Raw genomic sequence first — 26,236 nt, 5'->3', positions numbered from 1 at the left:
AATGAATAAAGATAGGTCGCCTATAAACAAAGGTTATGGACGTGCCATGCGCTTGCGTCATATCGAAATCTTCCAGGCTATCCGCCAGACCGGCTCCGTCAGCGCCGCCGCGCAGTTGCTGAATGTGTCGCAGCCGGCGGTGACCAAGGTGCTGCAACATGCCGAAATGCAGCTGGGCTTTCCGCTGTTTCTGCGGGTGCGCGGTAAATTGCAGGCAACTCCGGAAGCCTTGGCGCTGGAGCGTGAAGTCGAGAAAGTCACCGAGAGCCTGCAAGGCGTGCGGCGCCTGGCCAAGAGCCTGCGCAGCGCACCGGGGCACAGCGTGCGCATTGGTGCGATTCCGGCATTGGCCCTGGCCCTGCTGCCGCCGGCGATTCTGGAATGGAAGCGCGACTACCCGGACATTGCCTGCGAACTGTCCAGCGACCATAGCCGCGAGCTGGTGCAAAAACTGTTGATGCGCGAGATCGACCTGGCGTTGACCCTCAACTTCTCCGGCCATCCGGGATTGACCACCCAAGTGCTGGCCAACGGAGCGCTGGTGGCGCTGGCCTCCAAGGGTTATTGGCCCGAGGAGGCGCTGAGCATGCCATTGGCCCTGACGGACCTGGCCGGCGCGCCGCTGATTGGCCTGTCCAGCGCCGACCCACTGTCGGCCAGGCTCGACAACTATCTGGAAAGCGTTACGCCGCCGCCGCGCGTGACCCTCTCGGTGCAGACCTACGCTCTGGCGCGGGCTATGGTCGAGTCCGGCGCCGGCTTAACGGTAATCGACCCCTTCACCGCCCTCGGCGCTTCCCCCGCCACCACCTGCATCCGCACGCTGACCCCACCGCTGCCGATCACCCTCTACGCCCTGACCCGCGCCGATGAACCGCCACCGCACACGCTGGCCAAGCTGCTGGAGATCTTCGGCCAGCGCGCCGACGCGATGCTGCAGCGGCTATAGCACGTAGTGCATGATCGCCACGAAATGCAGCACGCTGCCGCCGATCACGAACAAGTGCCAGATCCCATGGGAGTGCCGCAGGCGGTGCTCCAGGGCAAAAAAGATGATGCCAACGGTGTACAGCACGCCGCCCGCCGCCAGCCAGATAAACCCCGCCGTGCCCAGCGCGGCCATCAGCGGCTTGACCGCCACCAGCACAATCCAGCCCATCACCGCATAAATGACGATGGACAAAATGCGCGCCTCGGAACGCGGTTTGATCTCCTGCAAAATGCCGATCACCGCCAGCCCCCACACAATCCCGAACAGCGTCCAGCCCCATGGCCCGCGCAGGGTCACCAGGCAAAACGGCGTGTAACTGCCGGCAATCAACAGGTAGATGGAAAAGTGATCGACCTTCTGCATGATCTCTTTTCGCCGCCCCTGCACGCTGTGGTACACGGTGGACGCGCTGTACAGCACCATCAGCGTAAAACCATAGATCGCCACGCTGACGATCTTCCAGGGGCTGCCATCCAGACTGGCCACCACCAGCATCCATACGGCGCCAATACACGCCGCGACAGCACCGAGCAAATGGCTCCAGGCGTTGAATCGTTCCCCGTGGTACATGTGTCACTGACCTCCCGTAACCGTTGACGACTGGCCGCAAGCCTCCGGCCTTGGGCATCAGAGTGCAAGTGCCATGTGACGTTCCGAGGACGCCGCGCGCATTTGCGGGCACAATCGAGCCACATTCTCGTCACGCCGCAGCCTCCAGCGCGAGTCGGAGGTTATTTTGGTTGTCATGGTCGCTCCACGGGTTTGCCGTCGTGGGCTGTACCCTAGGCGTGATTCAGGAGGCTATCAATCAAGCTGGGCGGTGGATCATTACAGTTGTAGTAATGGAGCATCAACGAACGCTGAGCCGAGCCGAAAGATGATCTCAATGTAAGAGGGGGCTTGCCCCCGATGGCAGAGTGTCAGTTGATACATCACTTATGACCCACCGCTATCGGGGCACGCCCCTTCTACATTTGCTCAGTAGGTCTGTTTGGGACAAGTTCGTGCACGGCCCAAAATCTTGCAGGAGAAATCCGAAGCCCCCAGGCCTACAGCCTCATATCAATGCTCACCGCCCCCAAGCCTTCAAGCGGATAGCTGCGGTATTCATAAACCTCCCCACGAACAATGAGATGGAGAGCTCCATCCTTCTGGATCACTTGGACATCAGGCTCTTTGGTTTTTAGAAATGGATGTGCCGAGACCAATGACGTGAGTATTTCGTGATCATTATCCAGATCCTTATGCACGTAGTACCTGTAGGAAAAGCCCACCGTCGCACCACCCTGATTATCCCGCACGCCATAAAGGGAGTTGCCGTTACTCAAGGAATGCTTGAGTACGACCTCATCCAACTCCGGCGTACCGGGGCTCATCAACCAACCAACGCCCAAGTACCCGAGACACACCACCAGCAGCCCATTGAGCAAGACCTGGACCGGCCACTTAATACCCTTGAGCTCTGGCATATTCGATGCCCTCCTTGATCCAGTGCTGGTCGCTATGGTCATCGCCATAAGGCGCATCACCCCACCAGTCTCCAAACTCCGGCCGAGATGTCCCCGCCGCTTTTTGCGCAGCACCGGCTGCTCTCAATAACACGCCTTCAGGAATCCCCAACACCGTACCGGTAACCCCATAGTTAAAGTTACCGAACGCCTCGTACTCGCGACTTTTCTGTTTGTAATCCCAAGGGCCACGCCCTCTGACTTGTGAATAAAACCATGAATAGGTGAACGCCGAACCTGGCTTCAAATGCATCCTGCGGTTGTTGGCCAGGGCGATATTGTCTTGCAGCGAAACGCCTGGGGGCATTGGAGGGACAGCCATTTGCGAATCCTTGCTGATGGGGTTGAGCGTCAAAAGCTAGCACTCAAAAATCAGCCAAAACTCGGGAAAAGAACTTACAGAAGCTTCACACTACTTTTCGATCTACGTCTTACATCTGTTAGGGGCAAAGTAAGACTTTATTGGGGCCGGCGTGAGTACCGCATGGCGATGGCCGTCGATGCAAAGTACCTACGACTTGTGGCAGGCCGAGCATCGGGAGCAGCCAATGATTGAGCGGTTTGCGCGGATTGACTAAGGAAAAAGCCTACCGGACGCTCAACGCGCCATGACGTTAACCACTACATGCAAAATGAACGCAGGTCCGTAACAAGGTTTCCCCTGCTCATCCTCGATTCTCCAGACTGAAGCCACCGTGCAGGTCTCCTTGGGTGCTGCAAACTCCACACTGATATGCACCGGCTGGCCCGGCAGCGTATCGGCAATAGGGAGCTCGCTGTACAGGCTACGCAAATGAATATCCATCACAACCTCCAACTGACCCTGTGGATCGGTGCGGCGGGCAATCACATATTCCCTATCAACACGCACCAGTCGTCGCCCGCGCCAGGGTCGTGTCCCCAGGTTCTGAATCTCCCAGGTTTTCTGAAAAACTTCCCCCGGCAACACGACGGCTTGATCAGGCGTCGTGACATCGGCATTGAACACCGCAACGTCATCCGGATCATCAATACCTGCAGCCCGATTGGTGGTAGCCATTGAGTACGCATTAGCGGGCGCGCCTGTCAGGTCAGCGAAGTAGCGAAACAACAGCAAGGGAGAAACCTGCAATGCCTTCGCCAGCTTGATCAGCGTGCGTACCGACGGGTCCCTGGACGCTCCAGCCGCTAGACCGTACAGGTAGGTTCTGGAAATTCCTGCTTCCTTGGCCAGCGCAGTCAGCGGCTTGCCCAATTCGCGGCTGCGCCGTGCAACCAATGACCTGAGGGTATCTCGCGTTCTTATATTCATACGAAGTGTACGGTTCCCGTTTTTAGGTGAACGTCATTTCTTTGTCCGCCAAAAAAGACAACCTGTCCGCCGCCCCGTGTCTTGAACCATGCACACTCGCCACCTGCTGGCGCTGGCGATGTTGTGAAGGACATGGATGGAACCCTTTTAGCCGGTCATATCCAGTGTCGTAGTTTCTCGCATGCTTGCGAACCTAGTGTTTGTTGCATTCCTTTACATCTACCTTTGGATATAGCCATGAACCACATTAAAGCGTGCTGTGAATCCATTGCTCAAACAGGCTTCGGCACCCTGCAAATATCAGAAGCGATGCTGCTGGATTACAAAAAAATCGTTGATGGATACCCCGCAATATCACCAGCCACCAAAGCCTCGTTTTCCTTCGAAAAAGACACCGATGGATTTTTCCCCTTTGGCACTGAGTACTCGAGCCTTGAGGAGCAGCCAGACCTATGTGAGCGATTTTGTTACTGGCCTGCACATTCATTAAAACGAAGAGCCTTTGAATTCACACGAAGTGATTTTTTTGCCGTCGTCACAGCTTTTGAACAACAGGTCAGCGAGCTTGCCCAGGGATTGATGGACGGAATTTGCGCGGAGTTTGGAGCCACTTCGTTGAACTCTTTGCGTGCAGCGTCCTATCTGCAACTGTGTGTCTATGGAGCTAATTCCGGGTCGGGCCAGCGCCAGTTTGCTCAGGATCCTCACGAGGATGGTCATCTGTTGTCCTTTATCAAGCCTACTCGTGATGGCCTCGTTCTGGTTCGAGGCAGCTCGTTGGAGCCGGTGCGCCTCTTGGAGAACGAGGTAGCAATCTTGGCCGGATCGTTACTGACCGAGCTCTCGGATTGTGCGATTCCCGCTATGTACCACGCGGTTCTGACGCCTCGGAGACCAATGCCGCGAAGCTCTCTCATTTACTTCGTCAACCCTGATTCGGAGCAGGAACTGACAAGCTTTTTCCGCCACCAGCCGATCGACTTGAAAAACGCCGCCAACACGCGCCATACCAGCTTCGGTAATCACCCCCTTCAATTGATCTGATACCCAGGCGGCTGAGCGCTTCATGACTCCAGACTTCAACGCTTTTTATCTCGAAGGCCTGCTACTGGGCATCGGACTGTTCGCCGCTCCTGGACCGAAGGACACCCTGGTTATTCGCCAGGGTGTCAGTCGCAGCCCTGTCTGGGGGGTGGTGGCGGTATGCGTGTTCGCCGACATCATCCTCATCGCTCTTGGGGTCATGGGCTTGGGCTCGTTACTTGGCAGAGAGCCAGGTTTCGTGGCGTTTCTGCTGCTGTCGGGAGCGGCCTATCTATTGTGGTTCGGCTGGCAGCGGTTATTGGCTTGTCTGCGTAACCAATCGATGCCGGACACTCGAAGCAACCTCACCTCACAACGGGGATTGCTGCGCACAGCGGTGATACTTGGATTTGCCAATCCGTATGCTTGGCTGGATACCGTGGTGCTAATTGGCTCTATTGGCGCGGCAAAGCCCGTCAGCCAACAAGCGCTCTTTGCCAGCGGAGCAATGACCGCGTCGCTGGTGTGGTTTGTAGTTTTGGCGTTAGGGTGCCAGAGGTTGACGGGGCTATTTCGTTCGGCGAAGGTCTGGCGTTTATTGGACGCAGGCGTGGTGATTTTGATGGTGTATCTGGCGGGTATGCTGATTGCTGATTTTCATCAGCTGCAGCGTCTCTGAACCGGAAAAGGCCCTCATCACAGGACGCCTTTCATTTCTCAGAAAATGCGCAGCTCAGGCCAGGCCTGACTCGACCAGCAAGGCTTCCAGCCCCATTAAATCCGGCACCTTCGCCACATGTTCGCCCACCTGCACCGCTGCCAGCTCCAGCGGGCTGAGCGGCACGTCCACGTAGCTCAACTCGCTGTCGAGCTTGTAGGAGCGTGGGATGCCTTGGATCACCAGGGCGATGAACTTCAAGGTTGGCCACCCGCCCAGGGCATTCAGCACCACGATGCGTGAGCGTTCGCCGACGACAAGGGCTTCGCCGCAAGCAGCTTCAAAGCTGATCAGGGGGATTTGCCGCTCACGCCAGGTGACTTGCCGCAAGTACCAGGGCGGGGCGTCGCTGGCTGGTTCGCCGCGTTGGAAGTCGATCAGTTCGGCGATGGCGACGTTGGGCAGGATCAAATGCCGGTCGGCCAGGGGCAGCAGCAAGCCGGTGACTTGGCTGGCGCGGTGGTCAAGCATGGGACTTGCTCCAGTAGGCGATGCTCTCCAACAGCACCGACTCCTGGTACGGCTTGCCCAGGTAGTCGTTGACGCCGATGGCCATAGCGCGGTCGCGGTGTTTCTGGCCGGTGCGCGAGGTGATCATGATGATCGGCAGGCGCATCAGCCGTGGGTCGTTGCGCACTTGGATCGCCACTTCGAAGCCGTCCATGCGGGGCATTTCGATGTCCAGCAGCATCAGGTCCGGGGTGTGTTCTTCAAGCACGGCCAGGGCGTCGATGCCGTCCTTGGCGGTGAGCACGTTCATGCCGTTGCGTTCCAGCAGGCGGCTGGTGACTTTGCGCACCGTCACCGAATCGTCGACCACCAGCACCAGCAGCGGGCGTTTTTTCAACGGGTCGTTGAGGATCAGCGGCGCATCGCTCGCCTGGGCCGGCAACACCGGTGGCCGGGCGCGGATATGCGCCAGCAAGTCGATGATCAGCACCACGCGACCGTCCCCCAGAATGGTCGCCCCCGACACGCCTTTTACCCCGGCAAATTGCGGGCCCAGGCCCTTAACTACAATCTCGCGCGTTCCGGCCATGGCGTCCACATGCACCGCCACATGCCGCTCGTTGCACTGCACCAGCAACACCGGCACCGGCTGGTACTGGCCCAGCAGTTTCGGCCGCGCGACGGTGTGCAGCAGGTCGCCCAAGTAGAACAGCTCATAGCGCTGGCCGGCATATTCGTAGAACGGCGGGTCCTGCTGATAGTGGCCCGCCAGCTCATGGGGCAGCACACGCACCAGGCCCTCTATGGTGTTGAGCGGGATCGCGTATTGCTCGTCCGCGCACTGCACCATCAAGGCACGATTGACCGACACCGTGAACGGCAGGCGGATGCGGAAATGCACGCCCTGCCCTGGCGTCGAGTCGATCACCATCGAGCCGCCGAGCTGGCGCACTTCTTCATGCACCACGTCCATGCCCACGCCGCGCCCGGAAATCTGGGTGATTTTTTCCGCAGTGGAAAAGCCCGGTTGCAGGATGAACTGCAACACATCGCGGTCGCTGATCTCTTGCTGAGGGCCCAGCAGGCCGCGCTTGATCGCCTTGCGCCGCACCGCGTCCAGCGGCACGCCGGCGCCGTCGTCGCGCATGTCGAAAATGATATCGCCGCCTTCGTGGGTCAGGTCCAGGGTGATGCGGCCTTTCTGCGGTTTACCGGCAGCCAGGCGCACCTCCCGAGATTCCAAGCCGTGGTCGACGGCGTTGCGCAACATGTGCTCCAACGGCGCCACCATGCGCTCCAGCACGTTGCGGTCCATTTCGCCCTCGGCATTGCCGACGATGAACTCGACATCTTTGCCCAACTCACTCGCCACCTGCCGCACGATGCGTTTGAGCCGTGGCAGCATGCGTTCGAACGGCACCATACGGGTGCGCATCAGGCCTTCCTGCAACTCGGTATTGATGCGCGCCTGTTGCTGCAACAGGTTGTGCGCATCCTGGTTGCGCCGCTCCAGGGTTTCCTTGAGGTCGAGCAAGTCCGAGGCCGACTCGAACAACGCGCGGGACAGCTGTTGCAGTTGCGAGTGGCGGTCCATTTCCAGCGGGTCGAAGTCTTCATAGCCCAGGCGCTCGGCCTCGACCTGCTGGCGACTGAGAATGCGGCCCTGGGTTTCGGTGTCCAGGCGGCGCAATTGGTCGCGCATGCGCTCGATGGTGGTTTCCACCTCGTTGAGGGCGACGCCGGCATCGTTGATCTGTTGCTCGATGCGCCCGCGGAAGATCGAGGTTTCGCCGGCCAGGTTGACCAGATCATCGAGCAGATCCGCCGAGATTTTCACCGTATCGGCGGCCGGGTCCACCGCCGCCTCGGCCTTGCCCGCCGGCAATGCCACCGGTGTCGGCGACTCGTTGCTGGGGTGCACCAGGCTCTTGATGCGCTCGATCAGTTTGTCCACCGAACCCACCGGCAAGCCGTCGGCCACCGCGTCGATCATCTGCGCCAGGCGGTCGTGGCAGCCTTGCAGCAGCGCGAACAGCTCCGGGCTCGCAACCAGTTGGCCAGCGGACAACCCTTCGTAGAGAAACTCCAGTTCATGGGCCAGGTCGCCAATCGGGCCGATCTCGACCATGCGCGCGCCGCCCTTGAGGGTGTGCAGGTCGCGCAGCAGGGTTTCGACTTCCTGGCGGCTGCTCGGCTCGGCCTGCCAGCGCAGCAGCGCGGCGCCGGAGCTATCGAGGATGTCGGCAGCCTCTTCGAGGAAAATCTCCAGCAGTTCCGGGTCGGCGCTTGATGCTTCCACCGCCGGCGTCGGGGCCGTGGGGGTGCCGTTATGACGCAACGCCCGGACCTTGGCGACCAGCTCCGTACTGTCGCTCAAGGGCTTGTGCTGGTGCAGCTCTTCCAGTTGCAGCGCGAGCCGTTCATGGCTGGCCATCAATATGTGCGAGAGTTCGTTGGAATAGCTATAGCGCCGGTCGACCAGACCTTCGTAAAGGCATTCCAATTCATGGGCCAGCTCAGCCACCGGCTCTATCTCGGCCATGCGTGCGCCGCCCTTGAGGGTGTGCAGGTCACGCTGCAACGACGACAACGGCGCCATGCTCTCGGGTTCCAGCAACCAGCGCTTGAGGGACTGCCCGGCGCTGTCGAGGATATCCACCGCTTCTTCCAGGAAAATCTCGACTATCTCGTCGTCCACAGTGGTGGCGTGATCCAACTGCCGCGTCGCCGCGCCCAGTTCGGCGATGCTCGGCGCACGGTCGCCCTGGTGGGTAATCAGGCCGGTGGCGGCCGGATCGAGGGCTTCGTCCAGCAGCTCGCGCAAGGCGTGTACCCGGGCCGGTGCGGGGCTGATTTCCTGGCCGGCGGCGAGCTGGTCGAGCATGTTGATCAACGCGTCATGGGCCTGTTCGGCCTCCTGGAAAAACCGTGCGCTGACTGCCAGGCTGCTTTCTTCCACGGCGCCGTACAGGTCGAGCAAGGCTTCGCAGAGTTCGTCGATGGCATGCAGGTCGGCGTGCTGCGCGCCTTCGCCGAGGGTGGTCAACTCATCCAGCAAGGCCGTGAGTTCCTGGCGTTCGCCGGGGTGTTGCTGCCAGCGACGCAGCAGGTTTTCGGCGTCGAGCAGGATATCCATGCCCTGGGCCAGGAAGTCAGCGATCAGTTGCGGATTGCGCTTGATGCGCAGGCCGGCGGTGGGCGCATCGAGCAGCGCCTGGAGCTGGCGTTCGAGCAACTGTTGGGTGCGAGCAATCAGGTCCGCCGCGCCTTTGATCGGCGCCAGGGGGTTGCTGTCCAGCTGACGCAACCCTCGCTGGAACAGGCCCTCGGCTTCCAGCAGCAGTTCCACTTCATCCAGATCCAGCGGTAAGCGGTGAGCCTTGTACTCGCGGGTCAGGTGGTCGAGCGGCCGCGCCAGTTCGGCGATGGGCGACACACCGGCCATGTAGGCACTGCCCTTGAGGGTGTGCAGGGCGCGTTGCAGTTCATCGCTGACTTGCAGCGGCACATGCTCGGCGGCCTGCTCCAGGAAGTGGTTGAGGCTGTCGAGATGGCTCTGGGCTTCGTTGCGGAAAATCTCCAGCAGCATCGGGTCATGGGCATCAGCGGAGGCCACCGCGGCACCGCTGGCCAACCCATGGGCACGAGCGGCCAGGGCGTCGACTTCATCGCGCTGGCGTTGGGCGCCCTGGGCAAAATCGGCAATCAATTCCGGCAACAGTGCCACGGTTTCATCCAACACCTGTTGCACCTCGGGGCCCAGGGCCACGCTGCGCTCCAGTACGCGGTTGAGCAGGTTCTCCACCGCCCAGGCCAGCTCCGCCAGCACCAGGGCGCGCACCATGCGGCCGCTGCCTTTTAAGGTGTGGAACGCGCGGCGCATCTCGCCTTGGGCGGTTTTATCCGCGCTGTTCGGCAAATAGCGGTGCAGCACCTCAAGGACTTCCTCAGTCTCTTCGAGGAAGACCTCACGCAGCTCGTCGTCGATAGGCGCTTCGTCGGCGGGCGGCGGCAACAGGCTGCCGGGGCGCTGCAACGCGGGAGGGTTGAGGCGCGAGGTGGGGCTGGCCAATGCGTCGAGTTGGGATTGGTTGGGGGCCGTGTCGGTGGAGAGTGCGCCGTCCGGTGCGACCAGCGCCTGGCGCCAGGGTTTTTCCTCCGGCAGGTATCCGAGGGCCGCCAAGCCCTGGGTGGCCAGTTCCAGCACCCGTTCGCCGGCTGCATCCGGGTCTTGGAGCATGCGTTCGAGGTAGTACTCCAGGCTGCTGATCACGTCGGCGAAGTGCGCCAACTGCGTCTCGCTCGGCGGCTGTTCGTCGATCATCAACTGCGCATCCACGTAATCGCTGCAACCGCGCATCAGGCTGGCCGCCCGTGGCAGCGGGATCATGGCCAGCGCGCCGCGCACCTGGCTCAGCAGTTCCGGCAGGGATTCCAGGCGCTGGCGGTCCCAGTCGGCTTCGAGGCAATCAATCACCAGTTCTTTGGCCTGGCGCAGACACTGGCAGGATTCGCGGATCACCAACTGGTGGATCTGGGTCAGGTCGGTGGTGGGCAAGCGGCTTTCTTCGCGGCTTTCCGGCTCAACGGTTCCGGCCATACCGGCCAACGTGGCTTCGACATACAGCAACGCGCCGGCCACATCCATCAGCACCGCATCGTCCGGTTCACGATGCCCCTGGGCCAGGCTCAACACCACGGCGAGCTGGTCGATAATCACTTTGCGCGGCTGGCCGAAGCCCAACACCGCCAGGGTATCGGCGATCTGTCGCAACGGCGCCAGCAGCGCGTCAAGGTCACTGGCGTGCTGACGGTCACTGCGCACGAACAGGTCCAGACGCTCCTTGACCCGCACCAATTCCTCGCACAAGGCGCCGAGTACGGACCCCATGGCATTGCGATCGGGCCCGGCCATGCGCGCGCGCTCGGCATCCACCACAGCGCTGTCGGGCAAGGCTTCGTCCAGGCCGTAACGTTCTTTCAGGCTCTGCATGCGCGGCGTCGGCCGGGTGACCTTGGCGACATAGAACAGCAGGCTTTTGAGCAACTCATCCGGTGCCGGTTGGTTGATGCCGTTGATGCCCTGGGCCAGCAGGCGCTTGAGTTGCTTGTCGCTGGCCTTGAGCAGGCTGCGCAGCGCCGGGCTGTTGGCAATCACGCCAGTGAGCATGCCCTCCACCAGCGCCGAGGTCACTTGCCATAACGGCAACAGTGGCGCGCCCTGGCACAGCGCTTCGAGACGCGCGAACACCCGCGCCATGTCTTCCAGATTGCTTGGGCCGTGATCTTCGCGCAGCAGCCCGACCAAGGCCTGTTGCAGCAGGTGGTGCCATTGGCGCAATTGGGTCGGCAGATCGGGCCCGGCGCGCTGGGCCAGGGCGTCTTCGGGTAAAGGTGCGATCGACAGCAGTTGCGGGCTGAACAGGCTGGTTTCCGAGAGCAGGCTTTCTCCGCGCGCACTGCGCAGGTCGTTGAGCAGCGGCAGCACCACCAACGGCAGGTCGCGGCGGGCGCTATGTACGCGTTCGAGGTACAGCGGCAATTGGCCGAGAGCTTGTTGCAGCAGGCCGATGCTCTCATCGCGCTGCCCCACCTGCCCGTCGCGCAGGGCCAGGGCCAGGGCCTCGATCTCCTCGGCCAGCAGCGCCGCGCCGTAGAACTCGACCATTTGCAGCGCGCCATGCACCTGATGGATACCGGCCAGGCATTCGTCGATCACATCGCCGTCGGCGGTTTCGACATAAGCGTCCAGCGCCGAGCGGGCGTGTTGCAGGGTCTCGGCAATGTCGCCCTTGACCCATTCGAGGGCCACGTAGTCGTGCCGGTCAACCATAACTGCTCCGCTTTGAATTCATGAGTTGCTGGTGTTCTTGAAACCTGTACCTATCAACTGTCGACCTGTTTGGGCGGCGGCAGGGTGAAGCCCGACACCGACCGGCGTAACTGGCTGGCCATCTTCGCCAGGTTACCGATGCTCTCGGCAGTGGCGGTGGAGCCCGACGAGGTCTGCGTGGTGATCTGCTGGATCACATTCATGGTCAGGGAGATCTGCCCCGCCGACGAGGTTTGCTGTTGCGCCGCGTTGGAGATGCTCTGGATCAGCGCCGCCAGGGTTTTCGACACGCCTTCGATTTCCTCCAGCGCCACCCCGGCGTCCTGGGCCAACCGCGCGCCGCGCACCACTTCGGTGGTGGTCTGCTCCATGGAGATCACGGCTTCGTTGGTGTCGGCCTGGATCGCCCGCACCAGGGTCTCGATCTGCCGAGTGGCGGCCGACGAACGCTCGGCCAGGCGTTGCACTTCATCGGCCACCACCGCGAAACCACGCCCGGCATCCCCGGCCATGCTGGCCTGGATCGCCGCATTCAGGGCGAGGATGTTGGTCTGGTCGGCAATATCGTCGATCAGGCTGACGATATCGCCGATCTCCTGGGACGATTCGCCCAGGCGCTTGATGCGTTTGGCGGTGTCCTGGATCTGTTCGCGAATGTTGTCCATGCCATGGATGGTGTTGTGCACCACCTCATTGCCCTTGTTGGCGATTTCCACCGAGCGCTCGGCCACGGCCGAGGATTCGGCGGCGTTGGCCGACACCTGATCGATGGACTGGGCCATCTGATTGATCGCGGTGGACGCCTCGGCGATCTGCTGGGCCTGGTGCTCGGACGCCTGGGCCAGGTGCATGGCGGTGGCCTGGGTTTCCTGCACCGCGCCGGCCACTTGGCCGGCGGTGAGGTTGATGGTCGCCACCAGATCGCGCAACTGATCCACGGAATAGTTGATGGAATCGGCGATGGTGCCGGTAAAGTCCTCGGTGACCGACGCCGTCACGGTGAGATCGCCGTCGGCGAGGTCTTCGATTTCATCGAGCAGGCGCATGATCGCGTTCTGATTGCGCTCGTTCTTCTCGGCGGTTTCGTGCAGCTGGCGATTGGTCTCGCGCACCATCACCAGGCCGATCAGGATGATCGAGGTCAGCGCCAGCAAGCCCAGCACATAGCCGCCGATAGTGTCGAAGCTGCGCCCGCTGGCCAGGTTCTCGAAACCGGTGGCCAGGTGCGAGGCTTCATCGAGCAGGGTCTGGGACAGGTTGAAGATATTGCTCGCCGAGGCGCGCACCTGGAACAACTGCGGCGAGGTTTCGAGGATTTCATCCACCGAGCCGGACACGAACTCGAACAACTCGGCGATTTCCGCCAGCCGCGCGCGGGCATCGCGGTCTTCAACCTGGGTGATGCGCAGTCCTGGGTTGCCGTTGAGCATGCCATTGAGCACCTGGCCGAAGCGGTTGGCGTCACGGCCAAAGGCGTCGGCGGCTTGCACGGCGGTTTCGTCGCCGGCCAGCACGGTGTTGACCGCGCCCAGGATACGTTCGGCCAGCAACGATTGGCGCTGGGCCACGGCCACCTGGCTGGCGGGTGCGCCGCGCTGCAACAGGATTTCGACGACTTTTTCCGACTCCATCTGCAATTGCGGCACGGTTTCGGCCAGGGTCGCGGCCACTTGATGCAGGGACAGCACCGTCTGCTCGCTGGCCAGAATCGCGTCGGTGTTCTTCAGCAGGGCTTCCCAATCGGTCTGCACCGCGCGCATTTCGGCGCGCACGGCGCTGGGGGCGGCGGGCAGGCCGGTTTGCGGGTCGCCTTTTTTCAGGTAGCCCCAGCGCTGGGCAAAGTCGTTGCGCGCCTCGCCCAGCAGCTTGAACGCCGCGGCTTTGCCGGCGGCGGCCTCGGTGGCGTTCTTGGCGATACGTTGGGACAGCACGCGCAATTCACCGGCGTGGCCGATGTACTGTTTGTCGTAGGTGGACTGGGTATTGAGGTAGGCGAAGTTGGCGAACAACAGCATGATGAACACGATCAGCGCGATAAACAGCACGATGATCTGCGAGCGGCTACGCGAGCCGGCCTGGGGTTTGACGGTGGTCGCGGTGGTCATGGGGCAACATCCATGAAACCTGGCGTCTGGGCCAGGGCGAACGGGCTGAAGACCTGCCACGACGGGTCGCCGTCGAAATGCCCCTGAATAAACGGCGCGCCCGGCGCGGCGTTGGCCAATAAGGCGTCCTGTGCGAAATGCTGCATGCCCACCACCTCGTCCACCAGCAACCCAACAAACAGGTCATTGAATTCCACCACCAGCACCCGCCGTTGCTTGCGCGCCCTGGACAGCGCCTCGCCAAGGAACCCACCAAGGTCCATCACCGGCAATAAACGCCCGCGCAGGTTAGCCACACCTCGTACCCAGGTCTTGACCCCGGGCATTAAAGTGCAACGTGGCTCATGCAAAACTTCGGCGACTTCTCCCATTGGCGCCACGAACCAATGGGCGCCCACCCGAAAGCCGATCCCGCTCCAGCGCTGCAAGCCGGCCTCCTGGGAGGGCAGGTCGGCGGCCAGCAGGCGGCAGCGGCGGTCGATGTCCAGCAACAGCTCGAAGGCGGTTTGCGACTCGGTCATGATGGCGTGCCGTCAGCCGGCCAGCACCTTGTTCAGGGTGGCGATCAGGGTGTCTTCGTCCACCGGTTTGGTCAGGTAATCCTTGGCACCCTGGCGCGCGCCCCAGATTTTGTCGGTTTCCTGATCTTTGGTGGTGATGATGATGATTGGGATGCCGTTGGTTTCCGGCTCTTTGGACAGCTGACGGGTGGCCTGGAAGCCATTGAGGCCCGGCATCACGATGTCCATCAGCACGGCGTCGGGTTTTTCCTGGCGGGCCAGGGCCACGCCGTCCGCGCCGTTTTCGGCCTTGAGCACTTCGTGGCCGTGCTTTTCCAGCATGCCGGTGAGTTTGTACATTTCGGTCGGCGAATCGTCGACGATCAGAACACGTGCCATGGTTTTTCCCCGCTACATTGGTCGGCGCCGGCCCTTGTGAGGCGGCGTCAGTGTGCTTGTTCCACTGCGGCGAACCCAGGCACATAGGCCTTGATTGCACCCAGCAGTTCTTCCTTGCTGAAAGGCTTGGTCAAAAACTGATCGACCCCCACGATGCGTCCCTTGGCCTTATCGAACAGGCCGTCCTTGGACGACAGCATGATCACCGGGATCGCCTTGAACGCCGGGTTGTTCTTCACCAGCGCGCAGGTCTGATAGCCATCCAGGCGCGGCATCATGATGTCGACAAAGATGATGTGCGGGTGATGATCCACGATCCGCGCCAGGGCATCGAAACCGTCGATGGCCGTAATCACATCGCACCCCACGTTCTTCAACAGCGTCTCGGCGGTGCGGCGGATCGTTTTCGAATCGTCGATCACCATCACTCTCAAGGCGTTGGAATGCTGTTCCATATCTGCTCTACCATCGCCACAGCGAATCGGTTTTCGGTGTGTACTGCCTGACATTGCCCAAGATGAACGTCGCAAGCCTTGGAATTCAAGGGCTGCTGCGCCGTGGCAGCCTTTTTAGCACAGTCTCGGGGAGCAATCTATCGAGGCACTGGCCAGGTGGTTTTTCCTTGACCCACAACAGCGTCAGCGCCACTCTGACGCCACTTTTATGCGCCCCATTTGCTAGAGGAAATCCCCCATGAGCGTTCGCGTCGGCATTGTCATGGACCCTATCGCCAGCATTTCCTATAAAAAGGACAGCTCGCTGGCCATGCTCCTGGCCGCCCAGGCCCGCGGCTGGACCCTGTTCTATATGGAGCAGCGCGACCTGTACCAGGGTGAAGGCCAGGCTCGCGCACGCATGCGCCCGTTGCAGGTGTTCGCTAACCCTGAAAAGTGGTTCGAACTGCAAGACGAAATCGACAGCCCCCTGAGCGACCTGGACGTGATCCTGATGCGCAAGGACCCGCCGTTCGACATGGAATTCGTCTACTCCACGTACCTGCTGGAGCAGGCCGAACGCGACGGCGTGCTGATCGTCAACAAGCCGCAAAGCCTGCGCGACTGCAACGAAAAGCTGTTCGCTACCCTGTTCCCACAATGCACGCCGCCCACTGTGGTGAGCCGCCGCGCCGATGTGCTGCGTGAATTTGCCGCCAAGCACGGCGACGTAATCCTCAAACCCCTGGACGGCATGGGCGGCACTTCGATCTTCCGGCACCGCGCCGGTGACCCCAACCTGTCGGTGATCCTGGAAACCCTGACCGTGCTGGGTAGCCAGCAGATCATGGGCCAGGCATACCTGCCGGCGATCAAGGACGGCGACAAGCGCATCCTGATGATCGACGGCGAGCCGGTGGACTACTGCCTGGCGCGCATTCCTGCCGCCGGCGAGACCCGTGGCAACCTGGCCGCCGGTGGGCGCGGTGAGGCGCGGCCGCTGTCGGACAAGGACCGTTGGATCGCCGCACAGGTCGGCCCGACCCTGCGGGAAAAAGGTCTGCTGTTTGTCGGCCTGGACGTAATCGGCGAGCACCTCACCGAAATCAACGTGACCAGCCCGACGTGCATTCGCGAGATCGACAACGCATTTGGCACGAACATCGGCGAAATGTTGATGGCTGCCATTGAGCGCAAGCTACAAGCCAAGTGACATAGAACAGCCGGATACACACCAACATTGCGTTATCATGCGCGACCTGTGAAACGCGCGATGTTGGTTTTCTTGTTATGACACTCCCGTCCGATCTGCCCCCCGAACTCTCCCACAGTGGCGTGCGCCCGGCTGATCGGCTCGGTTTCACCCTGTTCCTGGCGGCGTTGATTCACCTGGCCGTCCTCCTCGGCGTGGGTTTCACCATGGTCGAGCCCAAGCAGATCACCAAGACCCTGGAAATCACCCTCTCCACCTTCAAAAGCGAAAAAAAACCCGAGAAAGCCGATTTTCTTGCTCAGGACAACCAGCAAGGCAGCGGCACGCTGGACAAGAAAGCCATCCCCAAGACCACTGAAGTGGCGCCTTTCCAGGACAACAAAGTCAATAAAGTCACGCCGCCGCCAGCGCCCAAGCCCGAGGTCAAACAGGCTGCGCCCAAAGCGGCCGTGACCACCGTCGCCCCCAAGCCGCAGAAAGCCCCGACCACGCGCGAAAAGACCAAGACCGAGCCGCAGCCTGAACCGGTGAAACCGGCGCCGACGTTCGACAGCTCACAGTTGTCCGACCAAATCTCCAGCCTGGAAGCCGAACTGGCCAACGAACAACAGCTGTACGCCAAGCGCCCGCGTATCTACCGCCTGAATGCCGCCTCCACCATGCGCGACAAAGGTGCCTGGTATAAGGACGAATGGCGCAAGAAGGTCGAGCGCATCGGCAACTTGAATTACCCGGAAGAGGCCCGCCGCCAGCAGATCTACGGCAATTTGCGCCTATTGGTGTCGATCAACCGCGATGGCACCCTGTATGAGGTGCAGGTGCTGGAATCCTCCGGCCAGCCGCTGCTGGACCAGGCCGCCCAACGCATCGTACGTCTGGCTGCACCGTTTGCGCCCTTTACCGGGGACTTGAACGATGTGGACCGCCTGGAAATCATCCGCACCTGGAAATTCGCCAGGGGCGATCGCCTTTCCAGCAACTGATCGCGCTCACACCCGGCTTGTCAGTTCGCCCCTGCGCCGCCACACTAGCGGGCATGAAAAATGTCAGCCCGACCTACCTCAAGCACCAATTCCTGATCGCCATGCCCCATATGGCCGACCCGAACTTTGCGCATACCTTGACCTACATCGTCGAGCACACCGCCAACGGTGCCATGGGGTTGGTCGTCAATCGCCCGCAAGAGCTGAACCTGGCCGATATCCTTGAGCAATTGCGCCCCGAAGTAGACCCGCCTGCTCGTTGCCAGGGCGTGCCGATCTACATTGGCGGCCCGGTGCAGACCGATCGCGGCTTCGTGCTACACCCCACCGGGCCGACGTTCCAGGCCACGGTGGACCTGGACGGTGTGTCGTTGTCCACTTCCCAGGACGTATTGTTCGCCATCGCCGATGGCGTGGGGCCCGAGCACAGTGTGATCACCCTCGGCTATGCCGGCTGGGAGGCAGGGCAACTGGAAGCCGAGCTGGCCAGCAACGCCTGGCTGACCTGCCCGTTTGACGCCGAGATTCTGTTCGGCACCGCCAGCGAACTGCGCCTGGACGCGGCGGCGGCCAAGCTGGGGGTCAACCTCAACTTATTGACCAGCCAGGCGGGGCACGCCTGATGGCATTGCGCTTGATCCTCGGGTTTGACTACGGCACCAAGCAGATCGGCGTGGCGGTCGGCCAGGTCATCACCGGCCAGGCCCGCGAACTGTGCACGCTCAAAGCCCAGAACGGCATCCCGGACTGGAATCAGGTCGAAGCCCTGATCAAGGAATGGAAACCCGACGCCGTGGTGGTCGGCCTGCCCTTGAACATGGACGGCACGCCCAGCGATATGTGCCTGCGTGCGGAGAAATTCGCCCGCCGCCTTAACGGCCGCTACAACATCCCCTTCTATACCCACGACGAACGCCTGACCACCTTCGAAGCCAAAGGTGAACGCAGAGACCGTGGTGGGCAGAAGGGCAGCTACCGCGACAATCCCGTGGATGCCATCGCCGCCGCCTTGCTGTTGCAGGGTTGGCTGGATGAAAACACTGCTTTATTTGAATCCTGACTGACGCGGCTTGCCGCGTCTTTTTACGTTTGAGCCCGAACCCTGCCGCCACCTCGACGCGCAAGGCCTAGAAGGAGCCACCATGAGCCTGCCCAATCCCGCCGAACTGATCAGCCAGATGGCGATACGCCTCACGGCGCACCTGGAACACCGCGGCATCCGCGAACCGCGTTTTATCGGTATCCGCACCGGTGGCGTATGGGTCGCCCAGGCGTTGCTCGAAGCGCTGGGCAGCGACGCGCCACTCGGCACGCTGGATGTGTCCTTCTACCGCGACGACTTCAGCCAGAACGGCCTGCACCCGCAAGTGCGCCCCTCCGCCCTGCCCTTTGAGATCGAAGGCCAGCACCTGGTGCTGATCGACGACGTGCTGATGAGCGGCCGCACCATTCGCGCGGCCATGAACGAATTGTTCGACTACGGCCGCCCGGCCAGCATCACCTTGGTGTGCCTGCTGGATCTGGATGCCGGCGAGCTGCCGATCAGCCCCGATGTGGTGGGCGCCACCCTGTCTTTGGCGGCCCATCAGCGGGTAAAATTGTCCGGTCCCAAGCCGCTCGAACTCGAACTGCAAGACCTCGCCCCTTAAACCGCCTTGTAAAGAGTCCCCGCGATGACGCCTCTAGATGCCAAGCGCCCGCTGCAGCTCAATGCTCAGGGCCAGTTGCAACACTTCTTGTCCCTCGATGGTTTGCCCCGCGAACTGCTCACCGAAATCCTCGACACCGCCGATTCGTTCCTCGAAGTCGGCGGCCGGGCGGTGAAGAAAGTCCCGTTGCTGCGCGGCAAAACCATCTGCAATGTGTTCTTCGAGAACTCCACGCGCACCCGCACCACCTTTGAACTGGCGGCCCAGCGGCTATCGGCCGACGTGATCACGCTGAACGTGTCTACCTCGTCGGCGAGCAAGGGCGAAACCCTGCTCGACACCCTGCGCAACCTGGAAGCCATGGCCGCCGACATGTTCGTGGTGCGCCACGGCGACTCCGGCGCCGCGCACTTCATCGCCGAACACGTCTGCCCGCAGGTGGCAATCATCAACGGCGGCGACGGCCGTCACGCCCACCCGACTCAGGGCATGCTCGACATGCTCACCATCCGTCGGCACAAGGGCAGCTTTGAAAACCTCTCGGTGGCCATCGTCGGCGACATCCTGCACTCGCGGGTGGCGCGCTCGAACATGCTGGCCCTGAAAGCTCTGGGTTGCCCGGATATCCGCGTGATCGCGCCGAAAACCCTGCTACCCATCGGTATCGAGCAGTACGGCGTGAAGGTCTACACCGACATGACCGCAGGCCTCAAGGATGTGGACGTGGTCATCATGCTGCGCCTGCAACGCGAGCGCATGGCCGGCGGCCTGCTGCCGAGCGAAGGCGAGTTCTACCGCCTGTTCGGCCTGACCACCACGCGCCTGGCCGGCGCTAAGCCGGATGCCATTGTGATGCACCCGGGGCCAATCAACCGCGGGGTGGAAATTGAGTCGGCGGTGGCCGACGGCAACCAGTCGGTGATCCTCAACCAGGTGACCTACGGCATCGCCGTGCGCATGGCGGTACTGTCCATGGCCATGAGCGGGCAAACCGCGCAACGTCAATTCGAGCAGGAGAACGCCCAGTGAAGCTCAGCATTCTCGGCGCCCGAGTCATCGATCCGGCCAGCGGCCTGGATCAAATCACCGATCTTCATGTGGAAGCCGGCAAGATCATCGCCATCGGCGCCGCCCCTGGCGGTTTCAGTGCCGGTCAGGTTATCGACGCCAAAGGCCTGGTGGCCGCACCTGGCCTGGTGGACCTGAACGTCGCCCTGCGCGAGCCGGGTTACAGCCGCAAAGGCAGCATCGCCAGCGAAACCCGCGCCGCCGCCGCCGGTGGCGTGACCAGCCTGTGCTGCCCGCCGCACACCAAGCCGATCCTGGACACTTCGGCGGTGACCGAGCTGATCCTGGACCGCGCCCGCGAAGCCGGCAATTGCAAAGTATTCCCTATCGGCGCCCTGAGCAAAGGCTTGGAAGGCGAGCAACTCGCCGAGCTGATTGCCCTGCGCGATGCCGGTTGCGTGGCGTTCGGCAACGGCCTGGAAAGTTTCCGCAGCACCCGCACCCTGTGCCGCGCTTTGGAATACGCGGCCACCTTCGACCTGACGGTGATCTTCCACTCCCAGGACCGCGACTTGGCCGAAGGCGGCCTGGCCCATGAAGGCGCCGTGGCCAGCTTCCTCGGCCTGCCGGGCATTCCCGAAACCGCCGAGACCGTGGCCCTGGCCCGTGACCTGCTGCTGGTGGAACAAAGCGGCGTGCGCGCGCATTTCAGCCAACTGACCAGCGCCCGGGGCGTGGCCCTGATCGCCCAGGCCCAGGCCCGCGGTTTGCCGGTGACGGCGGATGTGGCGTTGTATCAGTTGATCCTGACGGATGAGGCGCTGATCGACTTCTCCAGCCTGTACCACGTACAACCGCCCCTGCGCACCCTGGCCGACCGTGACGGTTTGCGCGCAGCGGTGAAGTCCGGCGTGGTCTCGGCGATATCCAGCCATCACCAACCCCACGAGCGCGATGCCAAACTGGCACCGTTCGGCGCGACCGAGCCAGGCATCAGCAGCGTCGAACTGTTGTTGCCACTGGCGATGACATTGGTGGAAGAAGGCTTGCTGGACCTGCCGACGCTGCTGGCACGCTTGAGCAGCGGGCCTGCCGAGGCATTGCGCCTGCCGGCGGGCAAGCTGGCGGTGGGGGCGGCGGCGGACCTGGTGCTGTTTGATCCGGCCCGTTCTACCGTGGTGGGCGAGCAGTGGCTGTCCAAGGGCGAAAACTGCCCGTTCATCGGCCATAGCCTGCCTGCGAGCGTGCGCTACACCTTGGTGGATGGGCGCATCAGCTACCAGGCCTAAAAGGTCGTCGCGAAAAAGGGTGGGAGGGAGCTTGGCCCCTCCCACCTTTTCAGCTTGAGAGATCAGCGTCCGTTATTGCGCTCGGCATTGCGGATGGATATCTGGGTATTCAACGTCCAGAAGTCATACAACACCCCCACCAGAAACAAACCACCGGTCAGCAGGTAGATCAAACCGGTGATCCACTTGCCCTGGTACATGCGGTGCACGCCGAATACGCCAAGAAATGCCAACAGTATCCATGCGACGTTGTATTCGATGGGCCCGGCGGTAAATCGCAGGTCAGCTTCGCGGTCCATGGCGGGAATCAGAAACAGGTCGATCAACCAACCGATACCCAGCAAGCCAAACGTGAAAAACCAGATCGTGCCGGTCACGGGCTTGCCGTAATAAAAGCGATGGGCACCGGTAAAACCGAAAATCCAGAGCAGGTAACCAATCACCTTGCTGTGGGTATCTTGCTGCGGACCAATCTGTTGATAGGTGTTCATCGCGTACCTCTTTTGCCTCGATAGATAAATTTTTTCACTTTCTTTGTGACTTTTTTACAGGCGCCCGACGTACGGCAAATGGTATCTTCGCTTCCCTGAAAGCCTTATGCCACCTGACCTGTGTAGGACAATTGCGGCGATTCGTCGCGTTTTTCCTGAATTTGACCCCAAGGTTCAGTCGACAAACGGCCTGAGAACGACACAAAAAGCTGTTATAAAGTTGCGCGCAAACCCATAAGAGCCACGCCTAATGCGACCATTTTTCAAGACATGGCTAACCATTTGCCTATTAATGCCACTGGCCGCCCACGCCACCAATCGTGAGCAACGACTTCCCAACGTCAACGGTTTCACCCCTAAAGTCCACAGCACACCGAGCACCGCCAAAGCGGCCAAGCCGACCGTCAGCCGTCCGACTCAACTGAGCAAGGCCCACGGTAAAACGACGCCAGGCCTGATGGCCGTCAACACCAAGCAGAGCAGCAACGTGCTCAGCCGCGCGGTGAATGTGCTCGGTACTCCTTATCGTTGGGGCGGCAGCAGCCCAAGTAAAGGGTTCGACTGCAGTGGTTTGGTGAAATATGCCTTTAACGATGTAAAAGCGGTGGATTTGCCACGCACCTCCAACGCCATGGCTGCCGGCCACGGTTTGAAGGTCGACCGCAAAGACCTGAAACCGGGCGATCTGCTGTTCTTCAAGTTGAAGAGCCGTCAGGTCAACCACGTTGCCATCTACCTGGGCAATGACCGTTTCATCCACGCGCCACGGCGTGGCAAGTCGGTGAGCATCGACACGCTGAAAAAGCCGTTCTGGGACAAGAACTACGTGATTGCCAAGCGGGTTCTGCCGAAAGAGCAGAACAACAACCTGCGCATCGTGCAACGCTGATCCTGAGCTGAAATGCAGTAGTAAATGTGGAAAGGGGCTTTTGGCCCCTTTCCACATTTGATTTGTGTCACTCACAAACCGTCAGATATCCCCAGGCGCCCTCGCCTTCTCCCGCGCCTCGTCCCGACTGATCACGCCCTGGGCAACAAGCGCCTTCAAACTCATATCCAGTGTCTTCATTCCCAACGCCGCGCCGGTCTGCATCGCGGAGACCATCTGCGCCACCTTGTCCTCGCGGATCAAATTACGAATGGCTGGCGTACCCAGCATGATTTCATGAGCCGCCACACGCCCGCCGCCGAGTTTTTTCACTAACACTTGCGATACCACCGCTTGCAGCGACTCCGACAGCATCGAGCGCACCATGGCCTTTTCCCCTGCGGGAAAGACATCCACCAGCCGATCCACAGTCTTCGCCGCCGACGTGGTGTGCAAGGTGCCGAACACCAGGTGCCCGGTCTCGGCGGCGGTCAATGCCAGGCGGATGGTTTCCAGGTCGCGCAGCTCCCCCACCAGGATGACATCCGGGTCTTCCCGCAAGGCCGAGCGCAACGCGACCGAAAAACTGTGGGTATCACGGTGCACCTGCCGTTGATTGATCAGGGCGGTTTTTGGCGTGTGGATAAATTCGATGGGGTCTTCCAGGGTCAGGATGTGCTGGCGACGGTGCTGGTTGAGGTGGTCGATCATCGCCGCCAGGGTGGTGGACTTGCCTGAACCGGTAGGCCCGGTCACCAGCACCAGACCGCGCGGCAACTGGGCGATACGTTGGAATACATCGCCCAGGCCCAGTCTCTCCAAACTCAGCACCTCGTTGGGAATGGTGCGAAACACGGCCCCCATGCCACGGTCCTGTTGGAACACATTGACGCGGAATCGCGCCACGCCGGGCAATTCGAACGCAAAATCCGTTTCAAGAGATGTTTCGAAATCCTTTTGCTGATAGTTGTTCAGCAAAGGGCTAAGCAGATCGGCCACTTGGGGCGCAGAGAGTGCCGGCCAGTCCATCGGCCAAACCTCTCCATCCACACGTAGCATCGGCGCCAGGCCGGCCGATAAATGCAGGTCGGAGGCGCCACGGCGCACGCTGGCCTCCAGCAATTGAGTGATATCCATAGGGCTTTCCATTTCCAGTAGAATGCCGCGGACTCCATATCCACGGGCGCAACTTGAATGTCGACGATAGCAGACAACATTGGCCTGGTTAGCCAGCGCATCCGCGCCGCGGCCGAGGCCGTGCAACGTGACCCCGACAGCGTCCACTTGCTGGCCGTGAGCAAGACCAAACCCGCTCAAGCCGTGCGCGAAGCTTACGCCGCCGGCCTGCGTGACTTTGGCGAGAATTACCTGCAAGAGGCGTTGAGCAAACAGGTCGAATTGACCGACCTGCCCTTGAGTTGGCACTTCATCGGCCCCATTCAATCGAACAAGACTCGTGCGATCGCCGAGCACTTCGCTTGGGTGCATTCCGTGGACCGTCTGAAAATTGCACAACGCCTGTCCGAACAACGCCCAGCCGAGCTGCCGCCCCTGAACATTTGTATTCAGGTCAACGTCAGCGGCGAGGCCAGCAAGTCCGGCTGTACGCCCGCCGACTTGCCGGCACTGGCCAACGCCATCAGCGCCCTACCGCGCCTGACGTTGCGTGGCCTGATGGCTATTCCGGAGCCGACCGATGATCGCGCCGCGCAAGACGCCGCGTTCGCCACGGTGCGCGACCTGCAAGCCAGCCTGAATCTGCCGCTCGACACACTTTCCATGGGCATGAGCCACGACCTTGAATCGGCCATCGCCCAAGGCGCCACCTGGGTGCGGATCGGTACTGCCCTGTTTGGTGCCCGCGACTACGGCCAGCCATGAAATGGCTGACTTCCCTCTGAGTAAGGACCTGTCATGAGTAACACGCGTATTGCCTTTATCGGCGCCGGTAACATGGCGGCCAGTCTGATCGGCGGTCTACGGGCCAAGGGGCTGGAGCCGGCGCAGATCCGCGCCAGCGATCCGGGCGCCGACACCCGGGCCCGCGTCAGCGCCGAGCACGGCATCGAAACCTTCGCCGATAACGCCGAGGCCATCCGTGGCGTCGACGTGATCGTACTGGCGGTCAAGCCGCAGGCCATGAAAGCGGTGTGCGAAAGCCTGCGCCCCCATCTGCAGCCGCATCAGCTGGTGGTGTCCATCGCCGCCGGCATCACCTGCGCCAGCATGAACGCCTGGCTTGGCGCACAGCCGATCGTACGTTGCATGCCCAACACCCCGGCGCTGGTGCGCCAGGGCGTGAGTGGGCTGTATGCCACCGCCCAAGTGAGCGCCGAACAGCGCGACCAGGCGCAGGAATTGCTGTCCGCCGTGGGCATTGCCCTGTGGCTGGAGCAGGAGCAGCAACTGGACGCAGTCACCGCCGTGTCCGGCAGCGGCCCGGCGTATTTCTTTCTACTCATCGAATCCATGACCGCCGCCGGCGTGAAACTGGGCCTGCCCAAGGACGTCGCCGAGCAACTGGCCGAGCAGACGGCCCTGGGCGCCGCGCATATGGCCGTGTCCAGCGATGTGGACGCCGCAGAGTTGCGCCGCCGCGTGACCTCGCCGGGTGGCACCACCCAGGCCGCCATCGAATCGTTCCAGGCCGGTGGCTTTGAAGCCTTGGTGGAGAAAGCCCTGGGTGCCGCGGCACACCGTTCGGCCGAGCTGGCCGAGCAACTGGGCAAATAATCGTCCCTTACGAAGGAATTAATGATGCTTGGACTCAATGACGCCCTCATCTTCATCATCCAGACCCTGGGCAGCCTGTATCTGCTGATCGTGTTGATGCGCTTTATCCTGCAACTGGTGCGGGCGAACTTCTACAACCCGCTGTGCCAGTTCGTGGTCAAGGCCACCCAGCCGCTGCTCAAGCCGCTGCGTCGGGTGATCCCGAGCCTGTTCGGGCTGGACATGTCGTCGCTGGTGCTGGCGCTGCTGCTGCAAATCCTGTTGTTCGTGGTGGTACTGACGCTGAACGGCTACCAGGCCTTTACGGTGCTGCTGTTGCCTTGGGCGCTGATCGGTATCTTCTCGCTGTTCCTGAAGATTCTGTTCTGGTCGATGATCATCAGCGTGATCCTGTCCTGGGTGGCCCCAGGCAGCCGCAGCCCAGGCGCCGAACTGGTCTACCAGATCACCGAGCCAGTGTTGGCGCCGTTCCGTCGCCTGATCCCTAACCTGGGCGGCCTGGATATTTCGCCGATCTTCGCGTTTATTGCCATTCAACTGATACAGAGTTGGGTGATTCCGCGCCTGGCGTTCTATGCATTCATGCCCAAAGAGCTGTTTGGCCTGATCTGACGCGCCGCAACGGTGGGAGGGAGCTTGCTCCCTCTCACTTTTTGTATCTGCACCATTGGATTGCATCCATGCAGGCCTTTGCTTGCCGCTGGGGTCCCCGCTCTTTAGACTTACGCCTCATTTAAACGAGAGCAGGGT

At 61.4% G+C, this 26,236-nt stretch carries 26 protein-coding genes and 1 pseudogene; 15 read left to right on the top strand and 12 right to left on the bottom strand.

What is annotated here, in order from left to right:
- Positions 1–46 precede the first annotated feature (46 nt).
- Positions 47–949 carry a LysR family transcriptional regulator gene (locus K1567_RS18250; protein ID WP_034115346.1) on the top strand — a complete coding sequence of 301 codons (903 nt, stop codon included), beginning with the start codon at positions 47–49 and terminating at the stop codon, positions 947–949.
- On the opposite strand, the gene K1567_RS18245 is transcribed toward K1567_RS18250, so the two are convergent.
- The 3 genes from K1567_RS18245 to K1567_RS18235 all read right to left on the bottom strand — a co-directional run bounded on the left by K1567_RS18245 (position 944) and on the right by K1567_RS18235 (position 2,821).
- The gene (locus tag K1567_RS18245) at positions 944–1,561 is read right to left on the bottom strand and encodes a hemolysin III family protein (protein ID WP_034101246.1); all 618 of its coding nucleotides are present in this window, start codon (positions 1,559–1,561) and stop codon (positions 944–946) included. The two genes, K1567_RS18250 and K1567_RS18245, sit on opposite strands and share 6 nt — an antisense overlap.
- 479 nt (positions 1,562–2,040) lie before the next feature.
- Complete coding sequence (locus tag K1567_RS18240) at positions 2,041–2,460, bottom strand: hypothetical protein (RefSeq protein ID WP_169867580.1); 420 nt, start codon at positions 2,458–2,460, stop codon at positions 2,041–2,043.
- Positions 2,438–2,821 (bottom strand): polymorphic toxin type 44 domain-containing protein, encoded by a 384-nt coding sequence (locus K1567_RS18235; RefSeq protein WP_052202244.1) that lies wholly within the window; start codon positions 2,819–2,821, stop codon positions 2,438–2,440. Before K1567_RS18235 ends, K1567_RS18240 begins: the two co-directional genes overlap by 23 nt.
- 145 nt (positions 2,822–2,966) lie before the next feature.
- Between K1567_RS18235 and K1567_RS27575 the strand changes: the two are divergent.
- Positions 2,967–3,077 (top strand): annotated as a pseudogene (locus tag K1567_RS27575) (addiction module antidote protein, HigA family); the annotation flags it as partial.
- Between the two features lie 20 nt (positions 3,078–3,097).
- Here K1567_RS27575 and K1567_RS18230 read toward each other — a convergent pair.
- Positions 3,098–3,733 carry an NBR1-Ig-like domain-containing protein gene (locus K1567_RS18230; protein ID WP_232925197.1) on the bottom strand — a complete coding sequence of 212 codons (636 nt, stop codon included), beginning with the start codon at positions 3,731–3,733 and terminating at the stop codon, positions 3,098–3,100.
- A 294-nt stretch (positions 3,734–4,027) separates the two neighbouring features.
- Between K1567_RS18230 and K1567_RS18225 the strand changes: the two genes are divergently transcribed.
- Together K1567_RS18225 and K1567_RS18220 are read left to right on the top strand one after the other, a co-directional pair.
- Entirely contained in the window at positions 4,028–4,834 is an 807-nt protein-coding gene (locus tag K1567_RS18225; protein WP_047881714.1) for a 2OG-Fe(II) oxygenase family protein, read from the top strand.
- A 22-nt stretch (positions 4,835–4,856) separates the two neighbouring features.
- A complete protein-coding gene (locus K1567_RS18220; protein WP_034101252.1) occupies positions 4,857–5,492 on the top strand; it encodes a LysE/ArgO family amino acid transporter in 636 nt (211 codons plus the stop codon).
- A 54-nt stretch (positions 5,493–5,546) separates the two neighbouring features.
- On the opposite strand, the gene K1567_RS18215 is transcribed toward K1567_RS18220, so the two are convergent.
- The 6 genes from K1567_RS18215 to pilG are packed head-to-tail and all read right to left on the bottom strand — an operon-like array spanning position 5,547 to position 15,273.
- Positions 5,547–6,002 carry a chemotaxis protein CheW gene (locus K1567_RS18215; RefSeq protein ID WP_034101253.1) on the bottom strand — a complete coding sequence of 152 codons (456 nt, stop codon included), beginning with the start codon at positions 6,000–6,002 and terminating at the stop codon, positions 5,547–5,549.
- Positions 5,995–11,814 carry an Hpt domain-containing protein gene (locus K1567_RS18210; protein WP_220698742.1) on the bottom strand — a complete coding sequence of 1,940 codons (5,820 nt, stop codon included), beginning with the start codon at positions 11,812–11,814 and terminating at the stop codon, positions 5,995–5,997. The genes K1567_RS18215 and K1567_RS18210 overlap by 8 nt, the downstream gene beginning before the upstream one ends.
- A 53-nt stretch (positions 11,815–11,867) precedes the next feature.
- Complete coding sequence (locus K1567_RS18205) at positions 11,868–13,919, bottom strand: methyl-accepting chemotaxis protein (protein WP_034101256.1); 2,052 nt, start codon at positions 13,917–13,919, stop codon at positions 11,868–11,870.
- Positions 13,916–14,440, bottom strand: a complete 525-nt coding sequence (locus K1567_RS18200; protein WP_034101257.1) for a chemotaxis protein CheW — start codon at positions 14,438–14,440, stop codon at positions 13,916–13,918. The genes K1567_RS18205 and K1567_RS18200 overlap by 4 nt, the downstream gene beginning before the upstream one ends.
- 12 nt (positions 14,441–14,452) lie before the next feature.
- Positions 14,453–14,818 carry a twitching motility response regulator PilH gene (gene pilH / locus K1567_RS18195; RefSeq protein ID WP_034101258.1) on the bottom strand — a complete coding sequence of 122 codons (366 nt, stop codon included), beginning with the start codon at positions 14,816–14,818 and terminating at the stop codon, positions 14,453–14,455.
- A gap of 47 nt (positions 14,819–14,865) precedes the next feature.
- Positions 14,866–15,273 (bottom strand): twitching motility response regulator PilG, encoded by a 408-nt coding sequence (gene pilG, locus K1567_RS18190; RefSeq protein ID WP_034101259.1) that lies wholly within the window; start codon positions 15,271–15,273, stop codon positions 14,866–14,868.
- Positions 15,274–15,511: 238 nt separating this feature from the next.
- Between pilG and gshB the strand changes: the two genes are divergently transcribed.
- From gshB to K1567_RS18155, 7 genes are all read left to right on the top strand, one after another.
- The gene (gshB, locus tag K1567_RS18185) at positions 15,512–16,465 is read left to right on the top strand and encodes a glutathione synthase (RefSeq protein ID WP_040267003.1); all 954 of its coding nucleotides are present in this window, start codon (positions 15,512–15,514) and stop codon (positions 16,463–16,465) included.
- A 77-nt stretch (positions 16,466–16,542) separates the two neighbouring features.
- Positions 16,543–17,448: an energy transducer TonB gene (locus K1567_RS18180; RefSeq protein WP_034115353.1), complete on the top strand. Its 906-nt coding sequence runs from the start codon at positions 16,543–16,545 to the stop codon at positions 17,446–17,448.
- 53 nt (positions 17,449–17,501) lie between these two features.
- Positions 17,502–18,071, top strand: coding sequence for a YqgE/AlgH family protein (locus tag K1567_RS18175; RefSeq protein WP_034115354.1), 570 nt, complete (start codon positions 17,502–17,504; stop codon positions 18,069–18,071).
- Positions 18,071–18,508, top strand: coding sequence for a Holliday junction resolvase RuvX (gene ruvX / locus K1567_RS18170; RefSeq protein ID WP_003176676.1), 438 nt, complete (start codon positions 18,071–18,073; stop codon positions 18,506–18,508). Before K1567_RS18175 ends, ruvX begins: the two co-directional genes overlap by 1 nt.
- An 82-nt stretch (positions 18,509–18,590) precedes the next feature.
- Entirely contained in the window at positions 18,591–19,097 is a 507-nt protein-coding gene (gene pyrR / locus K1567_RS18165) for a bifunctional pyr operon transcriptional regulator/uracil phosphoribosyltransferase PyrR (RefSeq protein ID WP_169867583.1), read from the top strand.
- Between the two features lie 24 nt (positions 19,098–19,121).
- Entirely contained in the window at positions 19,122–20,126 is a 1,005-nt protein-coding gene (locus K1567_RS18160; protein WP_034101265.1) for an aspartate carbamoyltransferase catalytic subunit, read from the top strand.
- Entirely contained in the window at positions 20,123–21,394 is a 1,272-nt protein-coding gene (locus tag K1567_RS18155; RefSeq protein WP_034101266.1) for a dihydroorotase, read from the top strand. The genes K1567_RS18160 and K1567_RS18155 overlap by 4 nt, the downstream gene beginning before the upstream one ends.
- Positions 21,395–21,456: 62 nt before the next feature.
- Here the strand turns inward: K1567_RS18155 and K1567_RS18150 are convergent, their stop codons facing one another.
- On the bottom strand, positions 21,457–21,885 hold the full coding sequence (locus K1567_RS18150) for a TM2 domain-containing protein (RefSeq protein WP_034101268.1): 429 nt from the start codon (positions 21,883–21,885) through the stop codon (positions 21,457–21,459).
- 250 nt (positions 21,886–22,135) lie between these two features.
- On the opposite strand from K1567_RS18150, the gene K1567_RS18145 reads away from it, so the two are divergent.
- Positions 22,136–22,774, top strand: a complete 639-nt coding sequence (locus tag K1567_RS18145) for a C40 family peptidase (protein ID WP_034101269.1) — start codon at positions 22,136–22,138, stop codon at positions 22,772–22,774.
- A gap of 81 nt (positions 22,775–22,855) precedes the next feature.
- On the opposite strand, the gene K1567_RS18140 is transcribed toward K1567_RS18145, so the two are convergent.
- The gene (locus K1567_RS18140) at positions 22,856–23,890 is read right to left on the bottom strand and encodes a type IV pilus twitching motility protein PilT (protein WP_034101270.1); all 1,035 of its coding nucleotides are present in this window, start codon (positions 23,888–23,890) and stop codon (positions 22,856–22,858) included.
- A gap of 57 nt (positions 23,891–23,947) precedes the next feature.
- Here K1567_RS18140 and K1567_RS18135 point away from each other — a divergent pair, with 57 nt between their 5' ends.
- The 3 genes from K1567_RS18135 to K1567_RS18125 are packed head-to-tail and all read left to right on the top strand — an operon-like array spanning position 23,948 to position 26,098.
- Positions 23,948–24,634 (top strand): YggS family pyridoxal phosphate-dependent enzyme, encoded by a 687-nt coding sequence (locus K1567_RS18135; protein ID WP_034101271.1) that lies wholly within the window; start codon positions 23,948–23,950, stop codon positions 24,632–24,634.
- A 33-nt stretch (positions 24,635–24,667) separates the two neighbouring features.
- Complete coding sequence (gene proC / locus K1567_RS18130; protein WP_034101272.1) at positions 24,668–25,486, top strand: pyrroline-5-carboxylate reductase; 819 nt, start codon at positions 24,668–24,670, stop codon at positions 25,484–25,486.
- Between the two features lie 24 nt (positions 25,487–25,510).
- Positions 25,511–26,098 (top strand): YggT family protein, encoded by a 588-nt coding sequence (locus K1567_RS18125; RefSeq protein WP_034101273.1) that lies wholly within the window; start codon positions 25,511–25,513, stop codon positions 26,096–26,098.
- Positions 26,099–26,236: the final 138 nt, after the last annotated feature.

The organism is Pseudomonas sp. S5F11 (assembly GCF_019641515.1).
GTDB lineage: Bacteria > Pseudomonadota > Gammaproteobacteria > Pseudomonadales > Pseudomonadaceae > Aquipseudomonas > Aquipseudomonas rhodesiae.
This window is presented reverse-complemented; position numbering and strand designations above follow the sequence as displayed.

Excerpts from the sequence above, each read along its gene's own strand:
- K1567_RS18140 (WP_034101270.1), bottom strand. The coding sequence starts at position 23,890 with ATGGATATCACTCAATTGCTGGAGGCCAGCGTGCGCCGTGGCGCCTCC.
- K1567_RS18205 (WP_034101256.1), bottom strand. The coding sequence starts at position 13,919 with ATGACCACCGCGACCACCGTCAAACCCCAGGCCGGCTCGCGTAGCCGC.
- pilG (WP_034101259.1), bottom strand. The coding sequence starts at position 15,273 with ATGGAACAGCATTCCAACGCCTTGAGAGTGATGGTGATCGACGATTCG.
- K1567_RS18160 (WP_034101265.1), top strand. The coding sequence starts at position 19,122 with ATGACGCCTCTAGATGCCAAGCGCCCGCTGCAGCTCAATGCTCAGGGC.
- pilH (WP_034101258.1), bottom strand. The coding sequence starts at position 14,818 with ATGGCACGTGTTCTGATCGTCGACGATTCGCCGACCGAAATGTACAAA.
- K1567_RS18175 (WP_034115354.1), top strand. The coding sequence starts at position 17,502 with ATGAAAAATGTCAGCCCGACCTACCTCAAGCACCAATTCCTGATCGCC.
- K1567_RS18235 (WP_052202244.1), bottom strand. The coding sequence starts at position 2,821 with ATGGCTGTCCCTCCAATGCCCCCAGGCGTTTCGCTGCAAGACAATATC.
- proC (WP_034101272.1), top strand. The coding sequence starts at position 24,668 with ATGAGTAACACGCGTATTGCCTTTATCGGCGCCGGTAACATGGCGGCC.
- ruvX (WP_003176676.1), top strand. The coding sequence starts at position 18,071 with ATGGCATTGCGCTTGATCCTCGGGTTTGACTACGGCACCAAGCAGATC.
- K1567_RS18200 (WP_034101257.1), bottom strand. The coding sequence starts at position 14,440 with ATGACCGAGTCGCAAACCGCCTTCGAGCTGTTGCTGGACATCGACCGC.
- K1567_RS18150 (WP_034101268.1), bottom strand. The coding sequence starts at position 21,885 with ATGAACACCTATCAACAGATTGGTCCGCAGCAAGATACCCACAGCAAG.
- K1567_RS18225 (WP_047881714.1), top strand. The coding sequence starts at position 4,028 with ATGAACCACATTAAAGCGTGCTGTGAATCCATTGCTCAAACAGGCTTC.
- gshB (WP_040267003.1), top strand. The coding sequence starts at position 15,512 with ATGAGCGTTCGCGTCGGCATTGTCATGGACCCTATCGCCAGCATTTCC.
- K1567_RS18250 (WP_034115346.1), top strand. The coding sequence starts at position 47 with ATGCGCTTGCGTCATATCGAAATCTTCCAGGCTATCCGCCAGACCGGC.
- K1567_RS18145 (WP_034101269.1), top strand. The coding sequence starts at position 22,136 with ATGCGACCATTTTTCAAGACATGGCTAACCATTTGCCTATTAATGCCA.
- K1567_RS18210 (WP_220698742.1), bottom strand. The coding sequence starts at position 11,814 with ATGGTTGACCGGCACGACTACGTGGCCCTCGAATGGGTCAAGGGCGAC.
- K1567_RS18135 (WP_034101271.1), top strand. The coding sequence starts at position 23,948 with ATGTCGACGATAGCAGACAACATTGGCCTGGTTAGCCAGCGCATCCGC.
- K1567_RS18125 (WP_034101273.1), top strand. The coding sequence starts at position 25,511 with ATGCTTGGACTCAATGACGCCCTCATCTTCATCATCCAGACCCTGGGC.
- K1567_RS18240 (WP_169867580.1), bottom strand. The coding sequence starts at position 2,460 with ATGCCAGAGCTCAAGGGTATTAAGTGGCCGGTCCAGGTCTTGCTCAAT.
- K1567_RS18220 (WP_034101252.1), top strand. The coding sequence starts at position 4,857 with ATGACTCCAGACTTCAACGCTTTTTATCTCGAAGGCCTGCTACTGGGC.
- pyrR (WP_169867583.1), top strand. The coding sequence starts at position 18,591 with ATGAGCCTGCCCAATCCCGCCGAACTGATCAGCCAGATGGCGATACGC.
- K1567_RS18180 (WP_034115353.1), top strand. The coding sequence starts at position 16,543 with ATGACACTCCCGTCCGATCTGCCCCCCGAACTCTCCCACAGTGGCGTG.
- K1567_RS18245 (WP_034101246.1), bottom strand. The coding sequence starts at position 1,561 with ATGTACCACGGGGAACGATTCAACGCCTGGAGCCATTTGCTCGGTGCT.
- K1567_RS18215 (WP_034101253.1), bottom strand. The coding sequence starts at position 6,002 with ATGCTTGACCACCGCGCCAGCCAAGTCACCGGCTTGCTGCTGCCCCTG.